The sequence below is a fragment of the Pontibacter sp. FD36 genome (assembly GCF_015686655.1).
Classification (GTDB): domain Bacteria; phylum Bacteroidota; class Bacteroidia; order Cytophagales; family Hymenobacteraceae; genus Pontibacter.
This window is the reverse complement of record NZ_JADPMP010000010.1, coordinates 110,922-131,979: the sequence shown is the minus strand read 5'-3', so window position 1 is coordinate 131,979 and position 21,058 is coordinate 110,922. Positions and strand designations below refer to the sequence as shown.

General features: G+C 51.0%; 17 protein-coding genes. 8 read left to right on the top strand and 9 right to left on the bottom strand.

All coding sequences use genetic code 11. The features are described from left to right. Complete coding sequence (locus tag I0P70_RS15255) at positions 1-1,338, bottom strand: glycosyltransferase family 4 protein (RefSeq protein WP_196119631.1); 1,338 nt, start codon at positions 1,336-1,338, stop codon at positions 1-3. Between the two features lie 358 nt (positions 1,339-1,696). On the opposite strand from I0P70_RS15255, the gene ffh reads away from it, so the two are divergent. Then, complete coding sequence (gene ffh / locus I0P70_RS15250) at positions 1,697-3,037, top strand: signal recognition particle protein (protein WP_196119629.1); 1,341 nt, start codon at positions 1,697-1,699, stop codon at positions 3,035-3,037. Between the two features lie 80 nt (positions 3,038-3,117). Here the strand turns inward: ffh and I0P70_RS15245 are convergent, their stop codons facing one another. After that, positions 3,118-3,594 carry a nucleoside deaminase gene (locus I0P70_RS15245; protein WP_196119627.1) on the bottom strand — a complete coding sequence of 159 codons (477 nt, stop codon included), beginning with the start codon at positions 3,592-3,594 and terminating at the stop codon, positions 3,118-3,120. Positions 3,595-4,036: 442 nt separating this feature from the next. Here I0P70_RS15245 and I0P70_RS15240 point away from each other — a divergent pair, with 442 nt between their 5' ends. Further along, positions 4,037-4,660: a hypothetical protein gene (locus I0P70_RS15240; RefSeq protein WP_230392226.1), complete on the top strand. Its 624-nt coding sequence runs from the start codon at positions 4,037-4,039 to the stop codon at positions 4,658-4,660. A 24-nt stretch (positions 4,661-4,684) separates the two neighbouring features. Next, positions 4,685-5,578: a PhzF family phenazine biosynthesis protein gene (locus tag I0P70_RS15235; protein ID WP_196119625.1), complete on the top strand. Its 894-nt coding sequence runs from the start codon at positions 4,685-4,687 to the stop codon at positions 5,576-5,578. A gap of 6 nt (positions 5,579-5,584) precedes the next feature. Here I0P70_RS15235 and I0P70_RS15230 read toward each other — a convergent pair whose 3' ends face one another. Beyond that, complete coding sequence (locus I0P70_RS15230; RefSeq protein WP_230392225.1) at positions 5,585-6,148, bottom strand: DinB family protein; 564 nt, start codon at positions 6,146-6,148, stop codon at positions 5,585-5,587. A 206-nt stretch (positions 6,149-6,354) separates the two neighbouring features. Between I0P70_RS15230 and I0P70_RS15225 the strand changes: the two genes are divergently transcribed. From I0P70_RS15225 to I0P70_RS15215, 3 genes are all read left to right on the top strand, one after another. Then, positions 6,355-7,074: a bifunctional 2-polyprenyl-6-hydroxyphenol methylase/3-demethylubiquinol 3-O-methyltransferase UbiG gene (locus I0P70_RS15225; protein ID WP_230392224.1), complete on the top strand. Its 720-nt coding sequence runs from the start codon at positions 6,355-6,357 to the stop codon at positions 7,072-7,074. Positions 7,075-7,152: 78 nt separating this feature from the next. Further along, on the top strand, positions 7,153-8,103 hold the full coding sequence (locus I0P70_RS15220; RefSeq protein WP_196119623.1) for a YihY/virulence factor BrkB family protein: 951 nt from the start codon (positions 7,153-7,155) through the stop codon (positions 8,101-8,103). Between the two features lie 107 nt (positions 8,104-8,210). After that, positions 8,211-8,621: a hypothetical protein gene (locus I0P70_RS15215; protein WP_230392223.1), complete on the top strand. Its 411-nt coding sequence runs from the start codon at positions 8,211-8,213 to the stop codon at positions 8,619-8,621. Positions 8,622-8,820: 199 nt separating this feature from the next. Here the strand turns inward: I0P70_RS15215 and I0P70_RS15210 are convergent, their stop codons facing one another. Beyond that, on the bottom strand, positions 8,821-9,804 hold the full coding sequence (locus I0P70_RS15210) for a pyruvate dehydrogenase complex E1 component subunit beta (protein WP_196119621.1): 984 nt from the start codon (positions 9,802-9,804) through the stop codon (positions 8,821-8,823). A 73-nt stretch (positions 9,805-9,877) separates the two neighbouring features. Beyond that, a complete protein-coding gene (locus I0P70_RS15205) occupies positions 9,878-11,665 on the bottom strand; it encodes a tetratricopeptide repeat protein (protein WP_196119619.1) in 1,788 nt (595 codons plus the stop codon). A gap of 129 nt (positions 11,666-11,794) precedes the next feature. Between I0P70_RS15205 and I0P70_RS15200 the strand changes: the two genes are divergently transcribed. Next, positions 11,795-12,013 (top strand): PspC domain-containing protein, encoded by a 219-nt coding sequence (locus I0P70_RS15200; protein WP_007654962.1) that lies wholly within the window; start codon positions 11,795-11,797, stop codon positions 12,011-12,013. Here I0P70_RS15200 and I0P70_RS15195 read toward each other — a convergent pair. Further along, entirely contained in the window at positions 12,008-13,030 is a 1,023-nt protein-coding gene (locus I0P70_RS15195) for a glycosyltransferase family 2 protein (protein WP_196119617.1), read from the bottom strand. The two genes, I0P70_RS15200 and I0P70_RS15195, sit on opposite strands and share 6 nt — an antisense overlap. Continuing rightward, positions 13,020-13,355, bottom strand: coding sequence for a YbaB/EbfC family nucleoid-associated protein (locus I0P70_RS15190; protein ID WP_007654970.1), 336 nt, complete (start codon positions 13,353-13,355; stop codon positions 13,020-13,022). The genes I0P70_RS15195 and I0P70_RS15190 overlap by 11 nt, the downstream gene beginning before the upstream one ends. Before the next feature lie 382 nt (positions 13,356-13,737). Between I0P70_RS15190 and I0P70_RS15185 the strand changes: the two genes are divergently transcribed. Next, positions 13,738-17,391, top strand: coding sequence for a PQQ-binding-like beta-propeller repeat protein (locus I0P70_RS15185; protein ID WP_196119616.1), 3,654 nt, complete (start codon positions 13,738-13,740; stop codon positions 17,389-17,391). Between the two features lie 25 nt (positions 17,392-17,416). On the opposite strand, the gene I0P70_RS15180 is transcribed toward I0P70_RS15185, so the two are convergent. Together I0P70_RS15180 and hutH are read right to left on the bottom strand one after the other, a co-directional pair. Continuing rightward, positions 17,417-19,366, bottom strand: coding sequence for a gliding motility-associated C-terminal domain-containing protein (locus I0P70_RS15180; protein ID WP_196119613.1), 1,950 nt, complete (start codon positions 19,364-19,366; stop codon positions 17,417-17,419). 186 nt (positions 19,367-19,552) lie between these two features. Further along, positions 19,553-21,058, bottom strand: a complete 1,506-nt coding sequence (gene hutH, locus I0P70_RS15175; RefSeq protein WP_196119612.1) for a histidine ammonia-lyase — start codon at positions 21,056-21,058, stop codon at positions 19,553-19,555.

Here is a 21,058-nt window from a genome sequence, read left to right as displayed (position 1 = left end):
CTAAACCTTAGCAGCCATTACTACCAACCGTTTTACCACCTTGGCCAGCTTCTCCGTCAGGGCCCTTCTCGAAAACTGAGAATGGTTGATGTAGGGCAGGTCAAGGTTAGGGTTGATGGACCAGGCTTTGCTCATCAGCATCATGTGGTCAAGCATTAGCTCGTAGGCCGTGTAGTGGAACAGGCGGCCGGCACCGCATTCGTCAATGATGCGGTCGGTGTCGGAGTGCACAGGACCGAGGCAAACGATCGGTTTGTTCGACGCCAGGTACTCAAACAACTTGCCCGGCACATTGGAATACACAGCAGGCACATCAGCTATAGCCATCAGCAGCATGGTGCTTTCCATCAGGTACTTGATGGCTTCGTTGTGGGGCACATGCGGCACAAACTCCGTTATACCTTCCAGTCCGGCCTTCCGGATACGCTGCTTCACACCCTCCGACGCTTTACCCACAAAACGCAGTTTATAGTTAATGTCGGTGTTAACGGACCTCAGGTGCGCAAGCGCCTTCAGAAACACATCAATGTTATAGTTCTCTGTGATCGTACCGGTATAGGTGATTAGAAACTCGTCCTGAGGCGGCGTAGAAGGGTATATAAAGTCATCCTCATCATACCCGTTCGGGATTACATGGATCTTATCCGGATTTATATTTACCGGCTTATTCAGAAAAAGCCGTTTCGTGTCCTCACTGGTCACAACCACAGCATCGGCCTTCTCGAGCACCTGCAACTCGTATTTCTTATCGATGCGCTTGGCGATTGGGGTATGGTAAAGCTGGTCGTAGTAGTGAATGTTCGTCCAGGGGTCGCGTAAGTCCGCTACCCAGGGCAGGCCATATTTTTCTTTCAGCTTCAATCCGATCAACTGGGTGGAATGAGGAGGGCTGGTTGTCAGGATCGCCTGAAACTGGTCGTTCTGCAGCAGCTCGCCGGCCTTTTTGAGGGCATGCTTGTTCCAACCCACACGGGCATCCGGTATAAACAGGTTACCGCGCACAAATTTGAAAACCTTATCCAGGAAGCCAGTTTTAGCTTCTTCGTTGGCAAAGCCACTATAAGGTATTTCTTTCTTGCCGGAAAGTTTTTTGTAATACTCAAAAGGCTCTGAGGTAGCAGTGCGATATACGGCTGTACCTTCGGGTACTTCCCTTGCAAACGTGTGATCCAGCACCGGGTAAGAGGCTTGCCGCTCATCTACGGTTAACACACTTGGCCGCACACCCGCCTGTGGCAGATATTTGCAAAACTTGAGTCCACGCTGCACGCCCGGCCCGCCTGAAGGGGGCCAGTAGTAGGAGATGTATAGTAAATTGATCTGGTCTGTTTTTTCCAAAGCGATCAGTAGAATAACTTCTTTCCCAAAGATAACGAATGATGCTTAATGATTAATGACGAATGAATAATGAGTTGTGGCCATATGTAAACATTAATGCAGCATGATTCAATATGGCTGTATTCGGCTAATCAACGAAATAGGTTCGCTTACAGATTACAGCCTAAGCAAAAAAACAACGGCCCTAAGCTCGTCACCCCATTCGGCACCCATTTTTCCTTTTACCTATCTATTCACCATTACTCATCATTCATCATTATTCATTCACCATTACTCATTAATCATTACCCATTCATCATTACTATAGCAACTATTCCTGATATTCCTTAGTTTTGTAGGTAAATCCAGAATTAGAGAGATGTTTGATAATTTAAGTAACAAACTAGACCGCGCCTTTAAAACCCTCAAAGGCCAGGGAAGCATCACAGAAATCAACGTAGCTGCCACCATCAAAGAGGTACGCCGTGCCCTGGTGGACGCCGACGTGAACTATAAAGTAGCCAAAACAGTAACCGACAAGATCAAAGACGAGGCCATGGGCCGCGACGTTCTCATCGCTGTGTCTCCGGGCCAGTTGATGGTGAAGATCGTGTACGAGGAGCTGACAGAGCTGATGGGTGGCCAGAAGCAGGACATCAACCTGAAAGGCGAGCCAGCCATCATCCTGATCGCGGGTCTGCAGGGTTCTGGTAAAACTACCTTTACTGGCAAGCTGGCCAACTACCTCAAAAAGCAGGGCCGTAGCGTAATGGTGGCCGCCTGCGACGTATACCGTCCGGCTGCGATCAACCAGCTGCAGGTACTGGCCGAGCAGGTAGGAGTAGAGGCTTATACCGAACTGGAAAACAAGAATCCGGTTCAGATTGCTCTCAACGCCGTTGCCCACGCCAAGAAGACAAACAAGAAAGTAGTCATCATTGACACCGCCGGTCGTTTGGCCGTGGACGAGGCGATGATGAAAGAAATAGCTGAGATCAAGGCGGCCGTGAAGCCAACTGAAACCCTGTTCGTGGTAGACTCCATGACGGGACAGGATGCGGTGAACACTGCCAAGACCTTCAACGAGCGCATCAACTTCGACGGCGTGGTGCTCACCAAGCTCGACGGTGACTCCCGCGGTGGTGCTGCCCTTTCGATTCGTGCGGTAGTAGAGAAGCCGATCAAGTTCATCTCAACGGGTGAAAAGATGGAAGCTCTGGACCTGTTCTACCCGGATCGTATGGCCCAGCGTATCCTCGGCATGGGTGACGTAATCTCCCTCGTGGAGCGTGCGCAGCAGGCCTTTGACGAGGACGAGGCGAAGCGCATCAACAAGAAGATCCGCAAGAACCAATTCAACTTCGATGACTTCCTGACCCAACTCGAGCAGATCAAGAAGATGGGTGATATCAAGGATCTCGTAGGCATGATCCCGGGTGTTGGCAAAGCCTTGAAAGATGTGGAGATCGATGAAGGAGCCTTTAAGCCGATCGAAGCGATCATCAAATCGATGACGCCGCAGGAGCGTGAGAACCCGGACATGATCAGCGGCAGCCGCCGTGCCCGTATCGCGAAGGGTTCAGGTACGGATATTACGCAGGTGAACAACCTGATGAAGCAGTTCAACGACATGCGCAAGATGATGCGCTCCATGAACAAGATGGCCGGTACCAAAGGCGGTATGGCCAACCTTGCTAAGATGATGGGCGGTCGTCGCTAATCGATTCTGGAAATACAGCAAACGGGCTGCGCTATTAATAGCGCAGCCCGTTTTATTTTAGGAGCAATCTGTCTGAAGTTTCAGTATACCTGCTTGTTTTCTTTGTCGGCCCAGCGCCTGAATGCCTCCTGTGCTTCTTCCCGAAGCATCTGTTCCATCGGGATAAAACGGTCTGGCGCATCTTTGTCTATTTCGTCGTAAATGAACTGATCATCAAAGCCCACTGCAGCCGCATCGGCTTTGGAGTTGGCATAGTATACCTTACGGGGGCGGGCCCAGTAAATGGCGCCCAGGCACATGGGACAGGGCTCACAACTAGTGTACAGCTCGCAATTAGTCAGTTGAAAAGTGCCGAGCGCCTGACAGGCTTTGCGTATAGCATCTACCTCGGCATGGGCAGTCGGGTCATTGGTGGCCAGCACATTGTTGTACCCACGGGCAATGATCTCCCCATCACGCACGACGACAGCCCCGAAAGGACCGCCAAAACCCGCTTCCATTTTCTCCAAAGAAAGCCTGATCGCTTCCCGCATAAAGTTTTTCTGTTCTTGTGTCATATGATTAGCTTCACGCTGCAACATACGTAATCGGACTAGCGTCTGGTTAAAGAGCTGCGTATTTTAATCCCTGTTTTTCTGAGGGGAAGTGGCCAGAATTGTTTGTGAGAAGCTTATCCGAATTTCTATCAGATAAGTATATATAAAAGCAATAGCTTACACTACACTTGTGCCTTTCAACGCATACTCGTAGTGCAAGCTATTCTAGCTGTTGCTGCTTCACTTAAAAGTAAGCAGCCGGTATTTTAATTGTTAAGTATCTGTTTATGTTAGTATATTGTTTTTTAATTGTATTATAAATATCTTCTACTGCTAAATACGAACCATATTTGGTATTAGTTTTGAACAGTCTAAATACGTAAGTATATTTTCGAGATAAATACTGGCAATTGGAACTACTTGATATCAAATCATTAACAAATGGATGATGAAAAATATTTGCTTGCCTTTTTTACAGTTTTCTTCATTTAGGACCCCTCTGCTGAAGTGGGGTGCTTTTGTACTTTTTGTCGCCATGCTCGGTGCCTGCACCGCCACACGCGAACAGGAGATAGAAGGAGATGTGAACGAGTTTCGGTCTTGGGTGAATACTCAGACAAATAAACTGGAAGAGCGAACGGAAGAAGACTGGAAAAGAACAAAAGAAGACTTTAAGCGCCGCACGGAAGAGCTTGATCGTAAGCAGGAAAGCTTCTCGGAGAAGTTAAAGGCCGACTATCAGCAGATCAAAGCCGACTTCAAAGCCCGTGAAAGAGAGCGCGACAAGCTGGCAGTTGATCAGGCCCAGCTAACAAAGTGGGAGCGCGACCTGCTGGGACAGTATGCCAATGGTACCTCCCTGAGTGCCGATAATGTAGAAGAAGCCTATAAAAACTTTATGAGCAATGTGCGGGCCCGACACAAAACCTGGGACCAGCAGGACTGGAACATGGCGGCCTCCGTGCTGGATGAGCTGAACCAGCGCAAAGAGGCTTTCGACGAACTGCCCGATGAAACAGAAGTGCGCATCAAAGCCCTTCAGATGGAATTTGTCGCTTTGAAAGAAAGCGAAACAGCCAACGAGTAACACGCTAATAACCCCAAACACCCTATGGCCAACCTAGAGAACTTAACACCAGAGCTATACCTTGTCAAAGCTTTTACAGAACAGCCGAATGGAGGCAACACGGCTGGTGTCGTACTTTTTGCTGACAAGCTTTCACATGAAAGACGCCAGAAGATAGCCGCCATGCTGGGGCTTTCAGAAACAGCTTTTGTATCAGCCTCCAATGTAGGGGATGTGAAAATCGAGTTTTATACACCAATAAAGCAGATTCCGCACTGCGGTCATGCGACTGTAGCTGCCTTCAGTTTGTTGTGGAAGAAAGGGCTGCTGCTCAACGGCAGCGCAGTGAAAGAATCTATAGAAGGCCCACGTCAGATCAGTTTTGAAGGAGGCAAGGTATACCAGGCGCAACTGCCGCCGCAGTATACGCCCATTGAAACTGCAGCTATCAATCCCCAGCTGATCGCCGCAGCGCTTGGGCTTCCGGTGGGCTTCGCTTTTCCGTCAGTACCCGTCATTGCAAGCACAGGAGTTCCTTTTTTGCTGGTGCCTATACCTGACGAGGGCACCCTGCATCATCTGCAACCGGATCAGGAGCTTGTTCGCTCAGTCTCGGACAAGGCGGGTTTGGTAGGCTTCTATACATTCACTACGGCTACATCGCTTGCTGACGCAAATACCCGTATGTTTGCCCCAAGCTATGGTATACCTGAAGAGTCTGCCACCGGTATGGCAGCAGGACCGCTTGCCTGCTACCTGCACGATTATCTGCAGATACAAAAACCAAATTTCCTGATACACCAGGGTTATCACATGCGCCACCCGTCACCCAGTCAGATCGAAGTGATGCTGCAGCTTGACGGAGAGGGACACATCACAGGCTTGCGTGCCGGGGGGCACGGACTTGTGATCAGGCAGATGGAGTTAGGAGATTTTTAGGTCTGGTTAATTTAGCCACTGCTGCCGCAGGCGGGAAATTTGCCGGGCATGGTGATCGAAGTGGTCCTGCAGAAAAGCCAGTGTTTGGGTAATCGTGAGCATACCTGCATACGGATGGCGGAAAACACATTTATCCAACAATGGACGCGGAAGCTCCGTCAGGGTGTCTTCGAGCTGATAGCGGGCAGCATCCCACTGGATGCGCAGTGAGTTCAGGCTTGCGTGTGCCGGTACTTTCGCGACTGCGGCAGGTGCCTTGAATTTCATGCCCGAATGAAGTGCAACACGAAGCAAGAGAGAGCGGAGTGTATGCGCCAGTGAGGCAGACTCCAGTTCTTCTTCCTGCACTTTGCGCTGAATGTAGCTATTGGTCAGTTGCTCTACCTGTATCAGGTGAGCTACAATCTGGTTGATGGACCACTTACCAGTGGCGGCGGGCCGGTTCAAGAGCTCTTCATCCAGGCCCTCAAGCTCGCCGATCAGTCGGTTGCGCGACTCTTCCAGTTTTAAGTATCGGCTTTCAAGCACGGGATTCATCAATTGAATGTGGCTAAATAGTGTCGTGTTCATAGGTAAACGCAGGTCTAGGTCGATTATTGATTGCCAATCTACATAAATTTCTGATTAATGCAACGGTGTATGCTATTTTTTTATCTCTAAATGGCTGATAATTAGGCAGGTGATTCAATATGGAGTAAAATATATAATTGGATAAGTTCAACTTTAAAAAAAGAAAGAAAGAGATTTCTTTTCTTTGCAAAAAATAATCAGACAGCATGGAGATGAAAAATGACCCGGTGGGGGCTGCTATACAGGACTTTATGGCCGGAAACCTTGAGGCAAGCATTGTGGTGGAAAGTAACCTGACCGAAGATGACGAGATAAGAGCAGCTTACCTGTTTCGCACACCCGATGGGATGCCGAGGCTCGAGCTGCTGGCGCTGGAGGCTTGCCACGGACGTGTACTGGATGTAGGCGCGGGGGCCGGTTGCCACAGCCTGGCGCTGCAAGAGCGTGGGGTTGATGTAACAGCGCTCGATTTGTCAGCCGGAGCGGTGCAGGCCATGCAGGCGCAAGGTGTACGGCAGGTAGTGCAGCAGGATATTTTTAAACTTAGTGGCGAGCGCTACGACACGCTGCTGCTGCTGATGAACGGAATAGGTATAGCCGGTGATCTGGAGGGGCTGGAGCGCTTCCTGGAGCATGCCAAAACGCTTCTTAATCCGGGTGGGCAGATTCTGCTCGAGTCGTCAGACATACTCTACATGTTTGAAGAGGAGGATGGCTCTGTGCTGCTTGATCTGAATGCGGGCTACTATGGGGAGGTGCTGTATAATATGCGCTACAAGGAGCATCAGACCGGAGAGTTCAGGTGGCTTTTCATCGATCCTGCTATTCTGGAAGACTACGCTACTGACCATGGCTATACCTTCGGGCAGCTTTATGAGGGCGAGTATGGCAACTACCTGGCCCGACTCGTGCTTCAGCCTGCCTAGCCATGCTCTACCTGCCTTTCCCAAATCCTGGAGTACGCTTTGCCGTATGGGATTACTTAAGGGAAACAGAAAGCAGGTATGCAGAAAAAGCTTAAAACAACCTGGGAACTCACCAAGCAAACTTTTAAGAAGTTCTTTGACGACAATCCGCTGGATTACGCCGCGATCATTGGCTTTTATACCATCTTCTCGCTGCCAGCCGTCCTGATCATCACCATCCGGATTGCAGGTGCTGCTTTTGGGCAGGATGCAGTGCGTGGGGAGGTCGTGAACCAGGTCGGCGGTATTATGGGGCGCAACAGCGCATCCCAGATCCAGAGTATTATCGAAAATGCCAGCCAGTCGGAGTCAAGTACTATTGGGACTATTGTGGGCGTGCTGGTCATGGCCTTTAGTGCGACAACCGTGTTTGTAGCGCTGCAGGACTCGCTCAATGCCATGTGGAAGGTGAAAGCAAAGACAGAGAAAGGCCTTATGAAACTGGTACTCGGGCGCATCCTGTCGCTGGCGCTGGTAGTCAGTTTCGGGTTTTTGCTGCTCGTCTCGCTCTCGATTGATGTGGTGCTGGGCCTGGTCTACGATTACCTGCGGCAGGAGCTGTCAGGTATAGCGGTATACCTGGTTACGATTGGTAACATACTGGTATCCATTGCCATTGCCACCGTTATTTTTGCAGCTATCTTCAAAGTACTGCCCGACGCCAAAATTCGCTGGCCGAATGTATGGGTGGGCGCTGTGGTCACAGCTATACTGTTTACACTGGGCAAGTACGTCCTCAACATTTACTTTCAACATGACCCGCTGGCCGATACCTACGGGGCTGCCGGCTCGCTCGTACTGATTCTGGTTTGGGTATACTATACCTCGATCATCTTTCTTTTGGGCGCGGAATTCACGCAGGTATATTCCGAAGAACATGACCAGGGGATAAAACCCTCTGACACCGCCGTAAAGGTGGAGAAGCAGGAAGTGGAGGAGGATGAAGAAACCGGTAAGGTGGAGGTAAAACGGAAGTCGGGGTTGAACTGAAGCGAACACAGCTGGCAGGAGACAAACAATTTTTGACTGAAGCGTATAAAACAGGCAGTTGTAAACGGAATAAGAGAAACTATAGCATAAATTCAAAAATCTAACCTATGAAAAACCTTAAATCAGTATTCGCAGCCTTTGCGCTACTTTCACTATTTCTATTCAGTTGTCAGGATGGCGGTTCCGATACCACAGAGTCGCAAGATAACACCACAACCACCATGGAATCACCCAATGATGGCTCAAATGAAATGGAATCACAGCATGGCGAATCCAGTTCCGTAGCATCTGGCACGTATCAAGGCAGTGTGAAAAAAGTAGAACCTGAAAGGACGGAGATCTATGTGGAAACTGACGATAATCAAACACTCGAGCTTTATTTCAGAGAAACTACTAGACTGACCAGAAACGGTGAAACAGTCACATTCGACCAACTGAAGGAAGGCAGTAGAGTAGAGGTTCAAGTCGAGAATGAAGGCGAGCACCTAAATCCGATTGCTGTGAGAATACTAGATTAGAAGGAGGGCCGATCTGCTCATTCGAAGCAGACAATCACTTTTAACCTAATTCCTGAAGACTTTTAGAGGGCTTACTTTGCTTCCCATGCTAGTGATTTCACATTGAAAGCAACTATTCCCCGGAATAAAGTTTCTGTCAAATAAAAACGCCCCCTGACTCAGAAGCCAGGGGGCGTTTTTATTTATGTCAGTAAGCTAGTTAAGCTTTCTTATACATTACTTGCTTTACTGCTTCAATCGTACGTTCCACGTTTGGAAGGGAAGCTTCGATCAGAGTAGGGGCATAAGGAAGTGGCACGTCGCGGCATGTCACACGCTTCACAGGGGCATCCATGTAATCGAATGCGTTGCTCTGAATATGGTAAGCCAGCTCAGCAGAAATAGAGGCCAGTGGCCATGCTTCTTCTACTACCACCATGCGGTTGGTTTTCTTCACAGACTCGATCAGCGTTTTGTAATCAATCGGACGCACCGTGCGCAGGTCGATCACTTCAGCATTGATGCCGTCTTTCGCTAATTCTTCAGCGGCAGCCAAAACTACTTTCATCATCTTGCCAAACGATACAATGGTCACGTCAGAGCCTTCACGCTTAATGTCAGCTACACCGATCGGGATCAGGTATTCTTCTTCAGGCACCTCGCCTTTGTCGCCGTACATCTGCTCCGATTCCATGAAGATCACCGGATCGTTGTCGCGGATAGAAGACTTCAACAATCCCTTCGCATCGTAAGGGTTAGAAGGAACCACTACTTTCAAGCCAGGGGTGTTAGCGTACCAGTTTTCAAAGTTCTGGGAGTGCTGTGAAGACAGCATACCAGCGCTACCAGTCGGGCCGCGGAACACCATCGGGCAGGAGTACTGACCGCCTGACATAGACATCATTTTGGCGGCAGAGTTGATCACCTGGTCAATGGCTACCAGTGAGAAGTTGAATGTCATGAACTCTACGATAGGGCGCAGGCCGTTCATAGAGGCACCTACGCCAATACCGGCAAAGCCAAGTTCGGCAATAGGAGTGTCAATCACACGCTCAGGACCAAATTCGTCCAACATGCCCTGGCTCACTTTGTAAGCACCATTGTATTCGGCTACTTCCTCACCCATCAGGAACACGCTCTTGTCACGGCGCATTTCCTCTGACATGGCTTCACGAAGGGCTTCTCTAAACTGTATACTTCGCATATTAATGTTAAAATCTCGGTTCAGTTGGTAAAATTAAGATAAGTCTGTCAATTTGCAATGTATAGCGCGTAACTTATCGTATCATCGCTTCCCGGAATGCCTGTTTGCCGTGATAGGCGGCGAATTCCGGATCGTCGAATGCGCGTTCCATGTAGCTGCGGTCCTTCTGAATAGCCCGGCGCAAATGGATGCGCACCATGCCCTCGTTCTGCTGACGAGCACCCACGATGGCCAGTGAGTAATGCGCCAGCGGATCATCCTGCTTTAGTTCCAGGGCTTTTTCATAATAGTCTCGTGCTCCCTCGTAGTTTTCTTTCAGCAGGTAACTCAGCCCCAGGTTCATGTTGGTCTGGTAGTCATCGCCGGAATAGGTCAGGCTGCGGATGGCTTCATCGTAAAGGCCCATTTCCATTTCGAGGGCGGCTTTGTCGGTAAAGATACGGTGCAGGAGTTCCTGTTCACCCCCGAGCCTAATGGCGTAATCGTAGATCTGCAGGGCCTTCTCACGTTCGCCGCGCAGGTGATAGGCGCTGGCCAAAGCGTAGTTTACTTCGGCCGTTGGATTGCGGAATCCGGCAAAGTTCAGGTTGTGGATGGCCTTATCGAGCAGCGCTTCTCTGGCCTTCGTACGGTACTCTTTGCGGGCCATCTCGGTATACACCACGCCCAGGTTGTAATAGGCAGGCCATTTATCGGTGGTCTTCACGGCTGCCTCGTACAGCTTGCGGCGCTCAGCCAGCAGGGGAGTCAGGGTAGCGGCATACTGCAACTCGTCGGCCGTGAGTACATCAGCGCTGGCAGACCCGTCGGCGATGCGGCGGGCCAGCAGGTATAGCTCGTAGTCAGATTTGCGGGCGCGGTTGTAGTCCACCTCCACACGTGCAAAGCGCATGGTCGGGTAGACATACTTGCGTATGTAGTCGAAGGCTGCACTCTGCTGCAGGGCATCTGCTTTCTGCTTGTCGGAGCCAGTACCTTGCAGTATTGTAGTTATCTCCTGCTTCTGGGCTTTCGGCAAAGCCGACTTGTTTACGCGCTCCAACAAGGTTACCCAGTCGGTTGGCTCTATTTCTGTGCTGATCTCGACCTTCTTGCCCGAGTAGTCCAGCAGACTTACCTTGCTGCGGTAGTAATCGGCAAGCGCTTTGGCGCGTTTCTGCGCCAGGTCAGTGCCTTTTTCGTTCGGCGCCTGGCTTCCGATCACCTTGATGGTCTGCTGCTTCACCGTGTCCATCGCGTACTGGTCCAGTAGGGGAAGGTTTTCACCCAGGTAGTTTTTGGTGGCGAATTGGTTTTCGTCGAAGTAAAACATGATGCTGGCAGGACCCTCGGCCATGGTCTTGTAATTATCCGGCACGTAGGTATAGTCATTGCTGCGCACCATCAGCAGGGCCGTGGTGTTGAGGCCAGTTGCTACCTGCTCTTCCTGGGTATAGGCCACCCGGTCACGCTTGCGCTTGTCGATAGCTGTACCTTGCACCAGTAATCGGCCTTTGTTTTTGTGCGGAGCGTAGGGAAAGGCAAACTCCTGTGTGATGGTAGGGCGACGGTTTTCGTAGAGATAGTTGCCGATATCAAAGTTAAGTGCTCCCAGGTGTTCCCGCTGCTGGCCGGCGGCTTCGTATACCACATCTATCTTATAGCGGTAGTCCTGGTTGTTCTTCAGCATCTTCTCAGGCAGGGTAGCCTTTAGCTCAAACACCACTTCTTCGCCGTTGGCGACGAGTGGATTCGGGGTGACTTCAATTTCCTGCTTTTGGGCTTGTTTTACCATGCGCTGCAGGGTGCAGCCTGTGTTGGCCGTGAGCATAACAACAGCCAGGGGCAGGAACAAAGCAGCGTTTTTTTTGTTGTGTTTCATATCCGAATCAGGTATACAACGTAAGATATAGGTAGCGACCTGCGTTATAGCGTTGTATTTATGGGGTTTGTCGATTTTTTTTGACAGTGACCTGTATAATTCCTACTTTTAAAATTAAATCAAACGAAAGTGAAAAGGCTACAATATTTTATCGAATCTCAGGCTTTTGGTGTCTGCGCCATGTTGGGTGAGAAGCTTGGCATAGCCTCTAGCAGCATTCGCCTGTCCTTTATCTACATTTCGTTTTTCACACTGGGCTCGCCAATCATTCTCTATTTCATTATGGCCTTCTGGATGAACGTAAGCAAGCACCTGCGCCGCGAACGCAGCACTGTTTGGGATCTATAAATCCCGCACTGTGCGTCGCTGGCGCACAAAGTATTGCCACACAATACTTCCTCTGTAAACGCCTGTCATAGCCGGAAAAGTACCTTTCAGCTGCTGTTCTTTTCTGCGCTGGCGCCAATAACTGCTTTTGCGCAACAGGTCGGCGTGTGCCTGGAGCACTGCTTTGGCGTCGGCTGACTGGCCTGCCAGCAGCATACGCAGGGCAGCTACCCAGTCCAGCAGGATGCGGATAACAACTATTGAAAACAGCTCCCCGGCAGGCAGGTTTTTGTACAGCAAGGCCATGCCATTGCGAAAGTTCAGGTAAGTTTTGCGCGGATTAGACTTGTGCAGTGTACCGCCTCCCACGTGGTATACCTGGCTGTTGCCGTTATACATGACCTTATAACCCACGTTCTTGGCGCGCCAGCAAAAATCTATCTCCTCCATGTGCGCAAAAAAAGCAGGCTCTAATCCCCCCAGACCGTGGTATACATTGGCTCGCACGAACATACAGGCACCTGTTGCCCAGAATACCTCTGCTACATCATTGTACTGCCCGCGGTCTTCTTCCAGCGTTTCAAAAAGGCGCCCACGGCAAAAAGGATAGCCCAGGGTATCCAGCATACCGCCGCCAGCACCTGCGTACTCAAAAAAATCAGGGTGTTGCTGCGAAACGATCTTGGGCTGGCAGACGGCGATGTTCTCGTCGGCTTCCATTAATTGGATGATCGGTTCTGTCCAGCCCGGCGGCACGTCCACATCAGAGTTCAGCAGCACATAGTACTTGGCATCGATCTGGCGCAGGGCGATGTTATACCCCTCGCAAAAACCGTAGTTGTCGTCGTTGTGGATGATGCGCACTTGCGGGAAGTGCTCCTGTAAGAAAGAAATAGAGCCATCGGTAGAGGCATTGTCGGCCACAATAACTTCGCAGCCAGAGCTGTTGGCCACTACCGAGGGCAAAAACTCCTGCAGATAGCGGAGTCCATTCCAGTTAAGTATTACAATCGCCGTGAGGCAGGGATTAGAGTCCAAAGTTTCCTAGATCTAAACCGGGGATGTTAGGTAAAAGGCCTTCAGTGCTCTTTTTCATTTCTTCAGCTGCGCGTTCGCCCGCAGTCAGCATGGCGTTGTTCACGGCAGCTACCACCAGGTCGTTCACCATGTCGCGGTCGTTCGTGTTCAGGATGGAATCGTCAATTTCAATCTTGAGGAGCTTGCGCTGGCCATTCACGGTCGCTTTCACGAGGCCCGCGCCCGACTCGGCGGTAACGGTAATGTGCTGCAGGTTGTCCTGCGCTTCTTTCATTTTGGCCTGGACTTCTTTCATCTTGCCCATCATGCCCATCATATCAAACATAGTCTATCTTCTTTATGGTGTACTGTACAGGTATAAACGTGCCCCAATGCTCAGGGGTATACAAATATACAAGCATATCTTGAATTAAGGGAGAAATGGTGCCGGCGAGATGAGTGGGTAATACTTCTTTAATAAAATGATCCAATTATATCAGACGATTTATTTGCACTAATGCTTTAAAATTTATTTGTCCAGAGAGACATAACTTTCGTATTGTAATTATATATATAATAAATTGTTTGCTTGGCTGGCTTTTTTGTCAGTTGTAGTCTACCTGCTCCCGTTCCACAAATTACACCCTTTTTGTGTCTTCTTATACTAGGGTAACACTGCCTCTGTGTGATTATAACTATATATGGTACAATAAATTTACTCCATTTCTATGTTAGATTTTATACGCTTTTCTAATCGGGGCTATGGATTCCTGTTAGTCGTATCTTTGTTCCTTTCACTTCTTGTGCAGCCTGTTTTGGCGCAGCAGGTTACAGAAGCCTGGGAGCAGCGCTATGGCAGCGATTTTCCCACGTTTCAGTCAGGTGCTATTAGCGCCGTTGATGCAGTTGGCAACACCTATGTGGTGGGCAACAGCAGAAGCAACACCCTGGGTTCTCCTACTAATTATGATGCCTTTGTGGCGGCTAAGTTTAGTCCCACGGGCGAAGTGCTCTGGCAGCACCATTTCCCTCTGTTCCAATACCCTCATGAAGTGAACGATGTCGCACTGGACGAAACGGGTTTTTACGTAGCAGCTTCCACGGTTGACATGGGCTCCAGAACAATGGTTTACGTAGTGAAATTTGCTATAGCGGATGGCCAGGTGGTTTGGGGAAATACGGAGTCGCCTTCCAGTACGATGACAGGCATAGAGCTATTGGCAGATAATAGGGGAGGGGTGGTCATGGTTGGCTCTGGCCATTTTAATATGCCTGGTGACTTTACACAATTGTTTAAGTACGATGCCACTAATGGGGAAAAGATGTGGGTACAAGCTGTATCTGGAACCGTGCCCCCTAATGTATACCAGCGTGTGGCAGGTATAGCCCTGGACAGTCAGGGAGACATTTACCTGACGGGTAGCACGGGTATTTTAGATAACGCCAGCCAAATGCTGACGACAAAGTACAGCGGGGCCGATGGCTCTCTGCTTTGGCAAGTGCAACACGATACCAATCAGCAGAACCGTGCCATGCAACTTACCCTGGACGAAACAGGGGGTGTTTATACCTGGGGGATACAATATGCAACGGATCCTGATCAACCCGAAGGAAGTTTCCTGATCAGGTATGACGCTGCCATTGGCAATCAGGTGTGGCACGAGCCACTACAGAGTGCAGGTGTACCCGAGCAGATGGTGGCTGATGAGGCAGGAGGGCTTTACCTGGTCAGCACCGTGCAGGGAGGCACTCAACTGACAAGTTATGGGGCTGCTGGTGGCAGTTTACGCTGGTCAAGCCAGCACCAGGGCACTTTTGCCGACCTTAACACTGACGAGGCGGGTCATGCTTACCTGGGCGTCACACTCTCAGATGCTGCCTATGCGGTTGGCAGGTATAGCGCTGCCAATGGGGAGCAGGTATGGGAATATACATCTCAGGAAGACGGCACCTATGTACTGAATGGGGTGAAAGTATCCGAAGCAGGCACTTTGCACCTGACCGGAACCTCCGGTGGTGTTGATTCTCACCTTTTTGCGGCGAGCCTCCAGACAGCTACAGGTGCGCTTGTTTTCAATACTACCTTCATCCACACTTTACCAGGTATAGATCAGCCAGCTAACATGGTGACAGATGATGATGGTAATGTGTATGTTACGGGCACCAGCGGGAACCCGGATGCTTCACGTCCGTACCAGCATGCTTTTTTGCTCAAGTACTCGCCTGACGGGGAATTGCTTTGGGACAGGCAGTTCTATAACAGTGATATCAGGCAGACCAAACATCTGGCAGTAGACGCAGCGGGCACTGTGTATATGATGCTAAGCATGTACGGAAGCGATGGGCGTCCGCAAATCAGGCAGCTTAAACTGAGCGGTGCTACGGGCGAGACGATCTGGGAACAAGAGCATGGTCCTACGGATGCCAACCTAGGCAGGGAAATACAACTCGACCAGCAGGGGAATCTCTACATCATGGGCACGGTTAGTCCACAGTTCGATCTTCCTCAAGAGGATTTCCTGATCAAGGTTGACACTGAAACAGGTCAGGAGCTCTGGACGAAGCGTTATGGGCGACAAGACCCAGGCAGTGACATGAATGAGTTGGTTGCCTTCGCTCTGGACGAAACAGGTGATGTGTATGTGACTGGCACCGAACGTGCCCCCGCTGTAGTAAACAATCTGGCTCTGGCAAAGTATGCGGGCGGCGACGGTAGTGTGCTGTGGAACGAGATTTACAACAGCAGCAACCGACAGACTGAACACCAGGTGACGGGTATAGCCGTTGATACCACGTCAGGCGTATACCTGGCTGCCCTCGACATTCTGGACACAGGTGAGCAAGTGGCCTACCTGCTTAAGTTTGAGGCAGCTAGTGGGGCGTTCGTATGGCGGCAGCCTACCATTGATGAGGTAACAAACTCAGGCAGCTTGTCGAACCTGATCCTTGACAATGCTGGCGGAGTCTACGTAACGAGTTTTAATAACAGGCTAATCAAGCTGAGCACAGAGGAGCCCGGTGTTATATGGACATCTCCCTTCCAGGGGGCTATTTCAGATGTTGAACTCGACGAGGCAGGAGGTATCTATGTAGCGTACAGGGCTACTGATGGTGTGCAAATCGTGAAATACCAGACCTCAGATGGCGCCAGGGTATGGGATGTGTTCAAGGAAGGGCAGGCTAATCATACGCAACAACTTTTGGCTCTGGACAAAGACAGAAATGTATTTGAGGTGAATACGGTCTACTCGCCTGATACGAATTTTGACCTCCTAACCGTAAAATACAGTCAAACCACGGAAGAGCCAACCTGCGCTATACCTGTAAACGTGCAGCTATACCTGGCGCCTTATGCCATTCGGGCAGGCTGGGAGGCACGCACTACCGCTGACTTTTCGCCCTATATCCTCACTGAAGACACTGGTCTGCGCTGGACCTGGGGCGATGGCTCTGAGCCGAGTATGTCCTATACCGCTTTTGGCACTCCGCGCATAACAGGCAAGCATACCTATACCCAGGCGGGCATCTACCAGGTGGGGCTTGACTTTTCAGAAAGCTGCCTGGAAGCGACCAACAAAGACTATAACCAGTGGCACGTCATTTATGATCCGGAAGCCGGCCATGTGCAGGGCTTTGGCAGTATCGCATTGGCCAATTTCGGATTGGGTGGTAATAACCAAAAGCTCGAAGCTGAATTTTCGTTCTCTGTCCGGTATCAGAATAAGCACGCCACCAGACCGCAAGGCACAGTGCAGCTGACCGTGAACAAGCAGAAGTTCTCTCAAAGCGGAGCGCTCGACTGGCTGGTGATCACCGGCAACCAAGCCATCTGGAAAGGGACGGCACAACTGCAGGGCGTAGGCCGATTCGGGTATATCGTGTCGGTGCGCGACGCGGGTGGCAAAGGCAAGAACGATCCCAACGACCAGCTCCGTATCCGCATCTGGGACCTTAACCGTGGCAATGCAGTTGTGTTCGACAACTTTGAGTCCGGAGGTGATATTTACGACCTGTCATCTGAAACCGGACCCCGCATCGGTTGGGGGAACATCGTGATCAATGGCAGAAAAGACAACCGCGACCTGTTTGCTGCTAATGGGGAAGGTATGCAGAGACTGGCATCAGCCGAACTGCTGGCCTATCCGAATCCAGCTAATGCACGCACGACGATACGTTTTACCCCGACTGTGGAAAGTGCTTACGAGCTGCAGCTGTTTGATATGAAAGGGGCACTGATGCAACAGGTAAGACAGGGCCATACAAGAGCGGGCGAGACAACCGAAGTGCAGTTGGATGTTTCCTCTTTGAAAAAAGGCATGTACCTGGCTCGGATTACCAGTGCTGACGGGGTGCAGACTGTGAAAATAGTAGTTGATAGATAGTGAGTTACGCCGTATCGGTCCTGGGTTAGCGCAGAAGCGTGACAGTGCCGATGCGGCGTTTTGCTTCCCCGTTATTACTCACAATGTTGATTTCGTAGGCATAGGCTCCTGCTGGCTGTGGTTTGCCCTGGTAGGTGCCGTCCCAGCCGTTGTTGCGGTCGTCAGAGGCAAACACGACCTGCCCCATGCCGTTGTATACCTTGATGTTGAAGGACCTGATGAAGCGCCCCTTTACTTCGAGCACATCATTGAGCCCATCACCGTTTGGCGTAAAGGCATTGGGAATATGCACCTGCAAAGGCTGCTGGATGACCACGGTGTTGGAATAAGAGGTGGCAGTGCCGTTACCAGAAGTCACCCGGACACGGTAGCGCAGCTCCTGCAGTTCCTCACTCAGGTTGCGGTCGGTGTAGGTATTGCCCGTAACCTGTATACTGCTGACCACCCGACCGTCAGCATCCAGAAGCTCCAGCGTATACTGGCTCACGCCATCCGGAAAACCAACATAGCCCGTCCAGCCCAACGAGACAACCGGGGCGTTCTCCTGCGGTAGCGCGATCAGGTATACCGGGCAGGTGGTATTGCTGAGAGCCGAGCTGCGCTCACAGGGGTTGGTATAGCTGGCGCGGTAGCAAGCCGGACTCAGCGGTTGCAGCGGGTCTGTGTACGCTGTCTGTGCGCCCGTTGCCAGATCAGCAAAGGGAGCCCCATCGATGCTGCGCTGGAAACGGATCTGCTGGGCTGTCTGGCCTTCTGGAATCGTGAGTGCCACTTGTACCTGGTTGTTCAGGTCGTAGGTGCTGTACAGGTAGCCGGCGGGCGGCGTGGCTGTTGAGGTGGCCTGCACGCAGCGGGAAGCTGAAATCGAGCGGCTTTGTCCGTTGTTCAGGATGCTGATTACCTGGTAACAATAGTTTTGTCCGCAACTCAGGTTGAGGTCGGTATAGGTGGTCGTATTGCTGTTCAGCTCTGCAACCAGATTGCCCTCGCGGTATAACTGGTAGCGCTGCACATTCTCTCCTATACCTGTCCAGCTGAGGTTAGCCAGTTCATTGCCCGTCTGCACACCCAGTACCAGGCTGCTAACGGGAGCTGAAAAGATAGGCAGCTGATTGCCGCAGTTATCGGCAGGTCGGATCCGAAACTGTAGGGGCTGCCGGGTGTCCACATTGCCTATCCTGAAGTCAATCCACCTGTTTTGAGTAGCTGGTGCACTTGTAAAGATTGGTTCAAAATTGCCGGCTGCTGTGCTGCGTCGCTCCAGCACATAGCGGTAGCCCGGTTGCAGATTCTCCAACGTGAATAGGATCTCACCATCTGCCGCCTCCCGCAGCACTTCCAGCTTTGCGATCAGGGGTGTGGGAGGAGTCGGCAATAGCGTGACAGTGTTGGTGCCGCTTGTCTCACAGGAGCTGCCCGTGTACTTGCCACGCACCGTGATGGTAAAAGAAGCAGCTGTACCCTGATAGGTATAGAAAGGTTGTTCGCCGGCTGCCACGCCTCGTACTACGGTGTTGTCCCCATAATCAATGTCGTACAAGTTGTATCCGATGTCCGCAATGGAGACCTGAACCGATCTGCTGGCGCAGGGCTCCACCGTGAAACTGGGAGCCGGAGTCGCGACTACTTCAAATTCCTGGGGCTCAATTGTGGTGCTGTTGCCACCTCCGCGATTGATGATCTGCGTGATGATGTATTTGCCGGGCTGCGTGAAAGTATATTGAAACCGCCCATCGGCCCCGCGGTTCACCAGTTCATTCTGATCGAAGTTTTGTGGATCAAATGCCTCTGGTCCCGGATCATAGAATGTGGTATACAATGGGTTTTGGTCGGAACTGCAATCCTGAAAATATACCGGTATACCTGCGCAGATCACCTTTACTGGCTTTTCATTCTGTATAGCCCTAAAACAGCCTTCCTGTCCCAAAACAGGTATAGCAGCGAAAAGAAACGATATGAATAGCAGTAGTCTCAAGCGATAGGTATAGGGTGTGCTACGAATATAGTCAAGCAAGGGATAGGAGAAAAGCCTATACCTAAAATTCAGGTATAGGAAAAGTCTTTATTAACCGGGAAATGTAAATCAACGCAGGTAATTAAAAAGAGAGATCCGCAACAGTACCGGGAACTGCTGCGGATCTCTCTTTTTATGTATCGTCACTTAATTCTGTAGAACAGGTAAGCTGTAAGCCCTGATAAAGTCTACGCTTCGTTGCATATCTGGATGCATCACCCGGTCGGTACTCACAAAAGGAATCTGCTCACGATATTCAGCAAACAGCTGCTCCAGCAATGGTGAGCTGCGTAGCGGACGTCTGAATTCCAGCGCCTGCGCAGCGTTCATCAGCTCAATAGCCAGTACCCTCTCCACATTCTGCACCACTTTATACAGCTTTGTGGCCGCATTAGAGCCCATGCTCACATGGTCTTCCTGTCCATTGGAGGATGGGATGGTGTCAATGGAAGCTGGCGTGCAAAGCTGTTTGGTTTGGCTTACAATGGATGCCGCCGTATACTGCGTGATCATAAAGCCGGAGTTCAGTCCGGGCTCCGCTACCAGGAAATCTGGCAAACCGCGGCTGCCTGAGATCAGCTGGTACGTACGCCGTTCGGATATACTGCCCAGCTCAGCCAGTGCAATCGCCAGAAAGTCCAGCGCCAGGGCAAGTGGCTGGCCATGGAAGTTACCACCCGAAATAATTTCGTCTTCATCCGGGAAGATGTTCGGATTGTCGGTTACGGAATTGATCTCAGTCAGGATCACCCCCTCAGCATAGCGGATGGCGTCTTTCGATGCGCCATGTACCTGCGGAATGCAGCGGAAGGAGTAGGGGTCCTGCACATGTTGCTTGAACTGGCTGATCAGTTCACTGCCCTGTAGCAGCTGTCGGAAATTCGCAGCCGTCTCAATCTGCCCGGGATGCGGACGCGCCTGGTGAATCAGGTGGTTAAACGGCTCAATGCGTCCGTCGAAAGCATCCAGGGACAGAGCTCCTACCACATCAGCCGTGCGAGACAACCGGCGGCCCTGCAACAAACAATGCACTCCATAGGCACTCATAAACTGGGTACCGTTGAGCAAAGCAAGTCCTTCTTTTGCCTGCAGGGCAATCGGTTCCCAGCTGAACATCTCCAGCACGTGGCGGCTCTCCAGGCGGTAGCCCTGGTAGTATACCTCTCCCAAACCGATCAGCGGCAGGCAGAGGTGCGCCAGCGGAGCCAGGTCACCACTGGCCCCAAGTGAACCCTGCTGGTACACGATCGGATAGATGTCGCGGTTATAAAAGTCGATCAGGCGCTTTACGGTCTGCAGTTGCACACCACTGTTACCATAGGCCAGCGACTGTATCTTCAGCAAAAGCATCAGTTTCACTACCTCAGCCGGCACCTCGTCGCCCATGCCGCAGGCATGCGACATCATCAGGTTGCGCTGCAGCTGCTCCAAGTTGTCGTGCGAGATCTGCTTTTTATAAAGCGACCCGAAGCCGGTATTGATGCCGTAAATGCTCTTGTCGGAGCTGGCGATCTTGAGGTGCAGGTAGTCGTAGCAGTGCAAAATACGCTCTTCCGCCTCCTGCGACAGGGCCAGACTATACCTGCGGCTGATGATTTCCTCGATGCGCTCCAGGCTCAGGTGCTGACTGGAGATATGGTGAACTTCACTCAT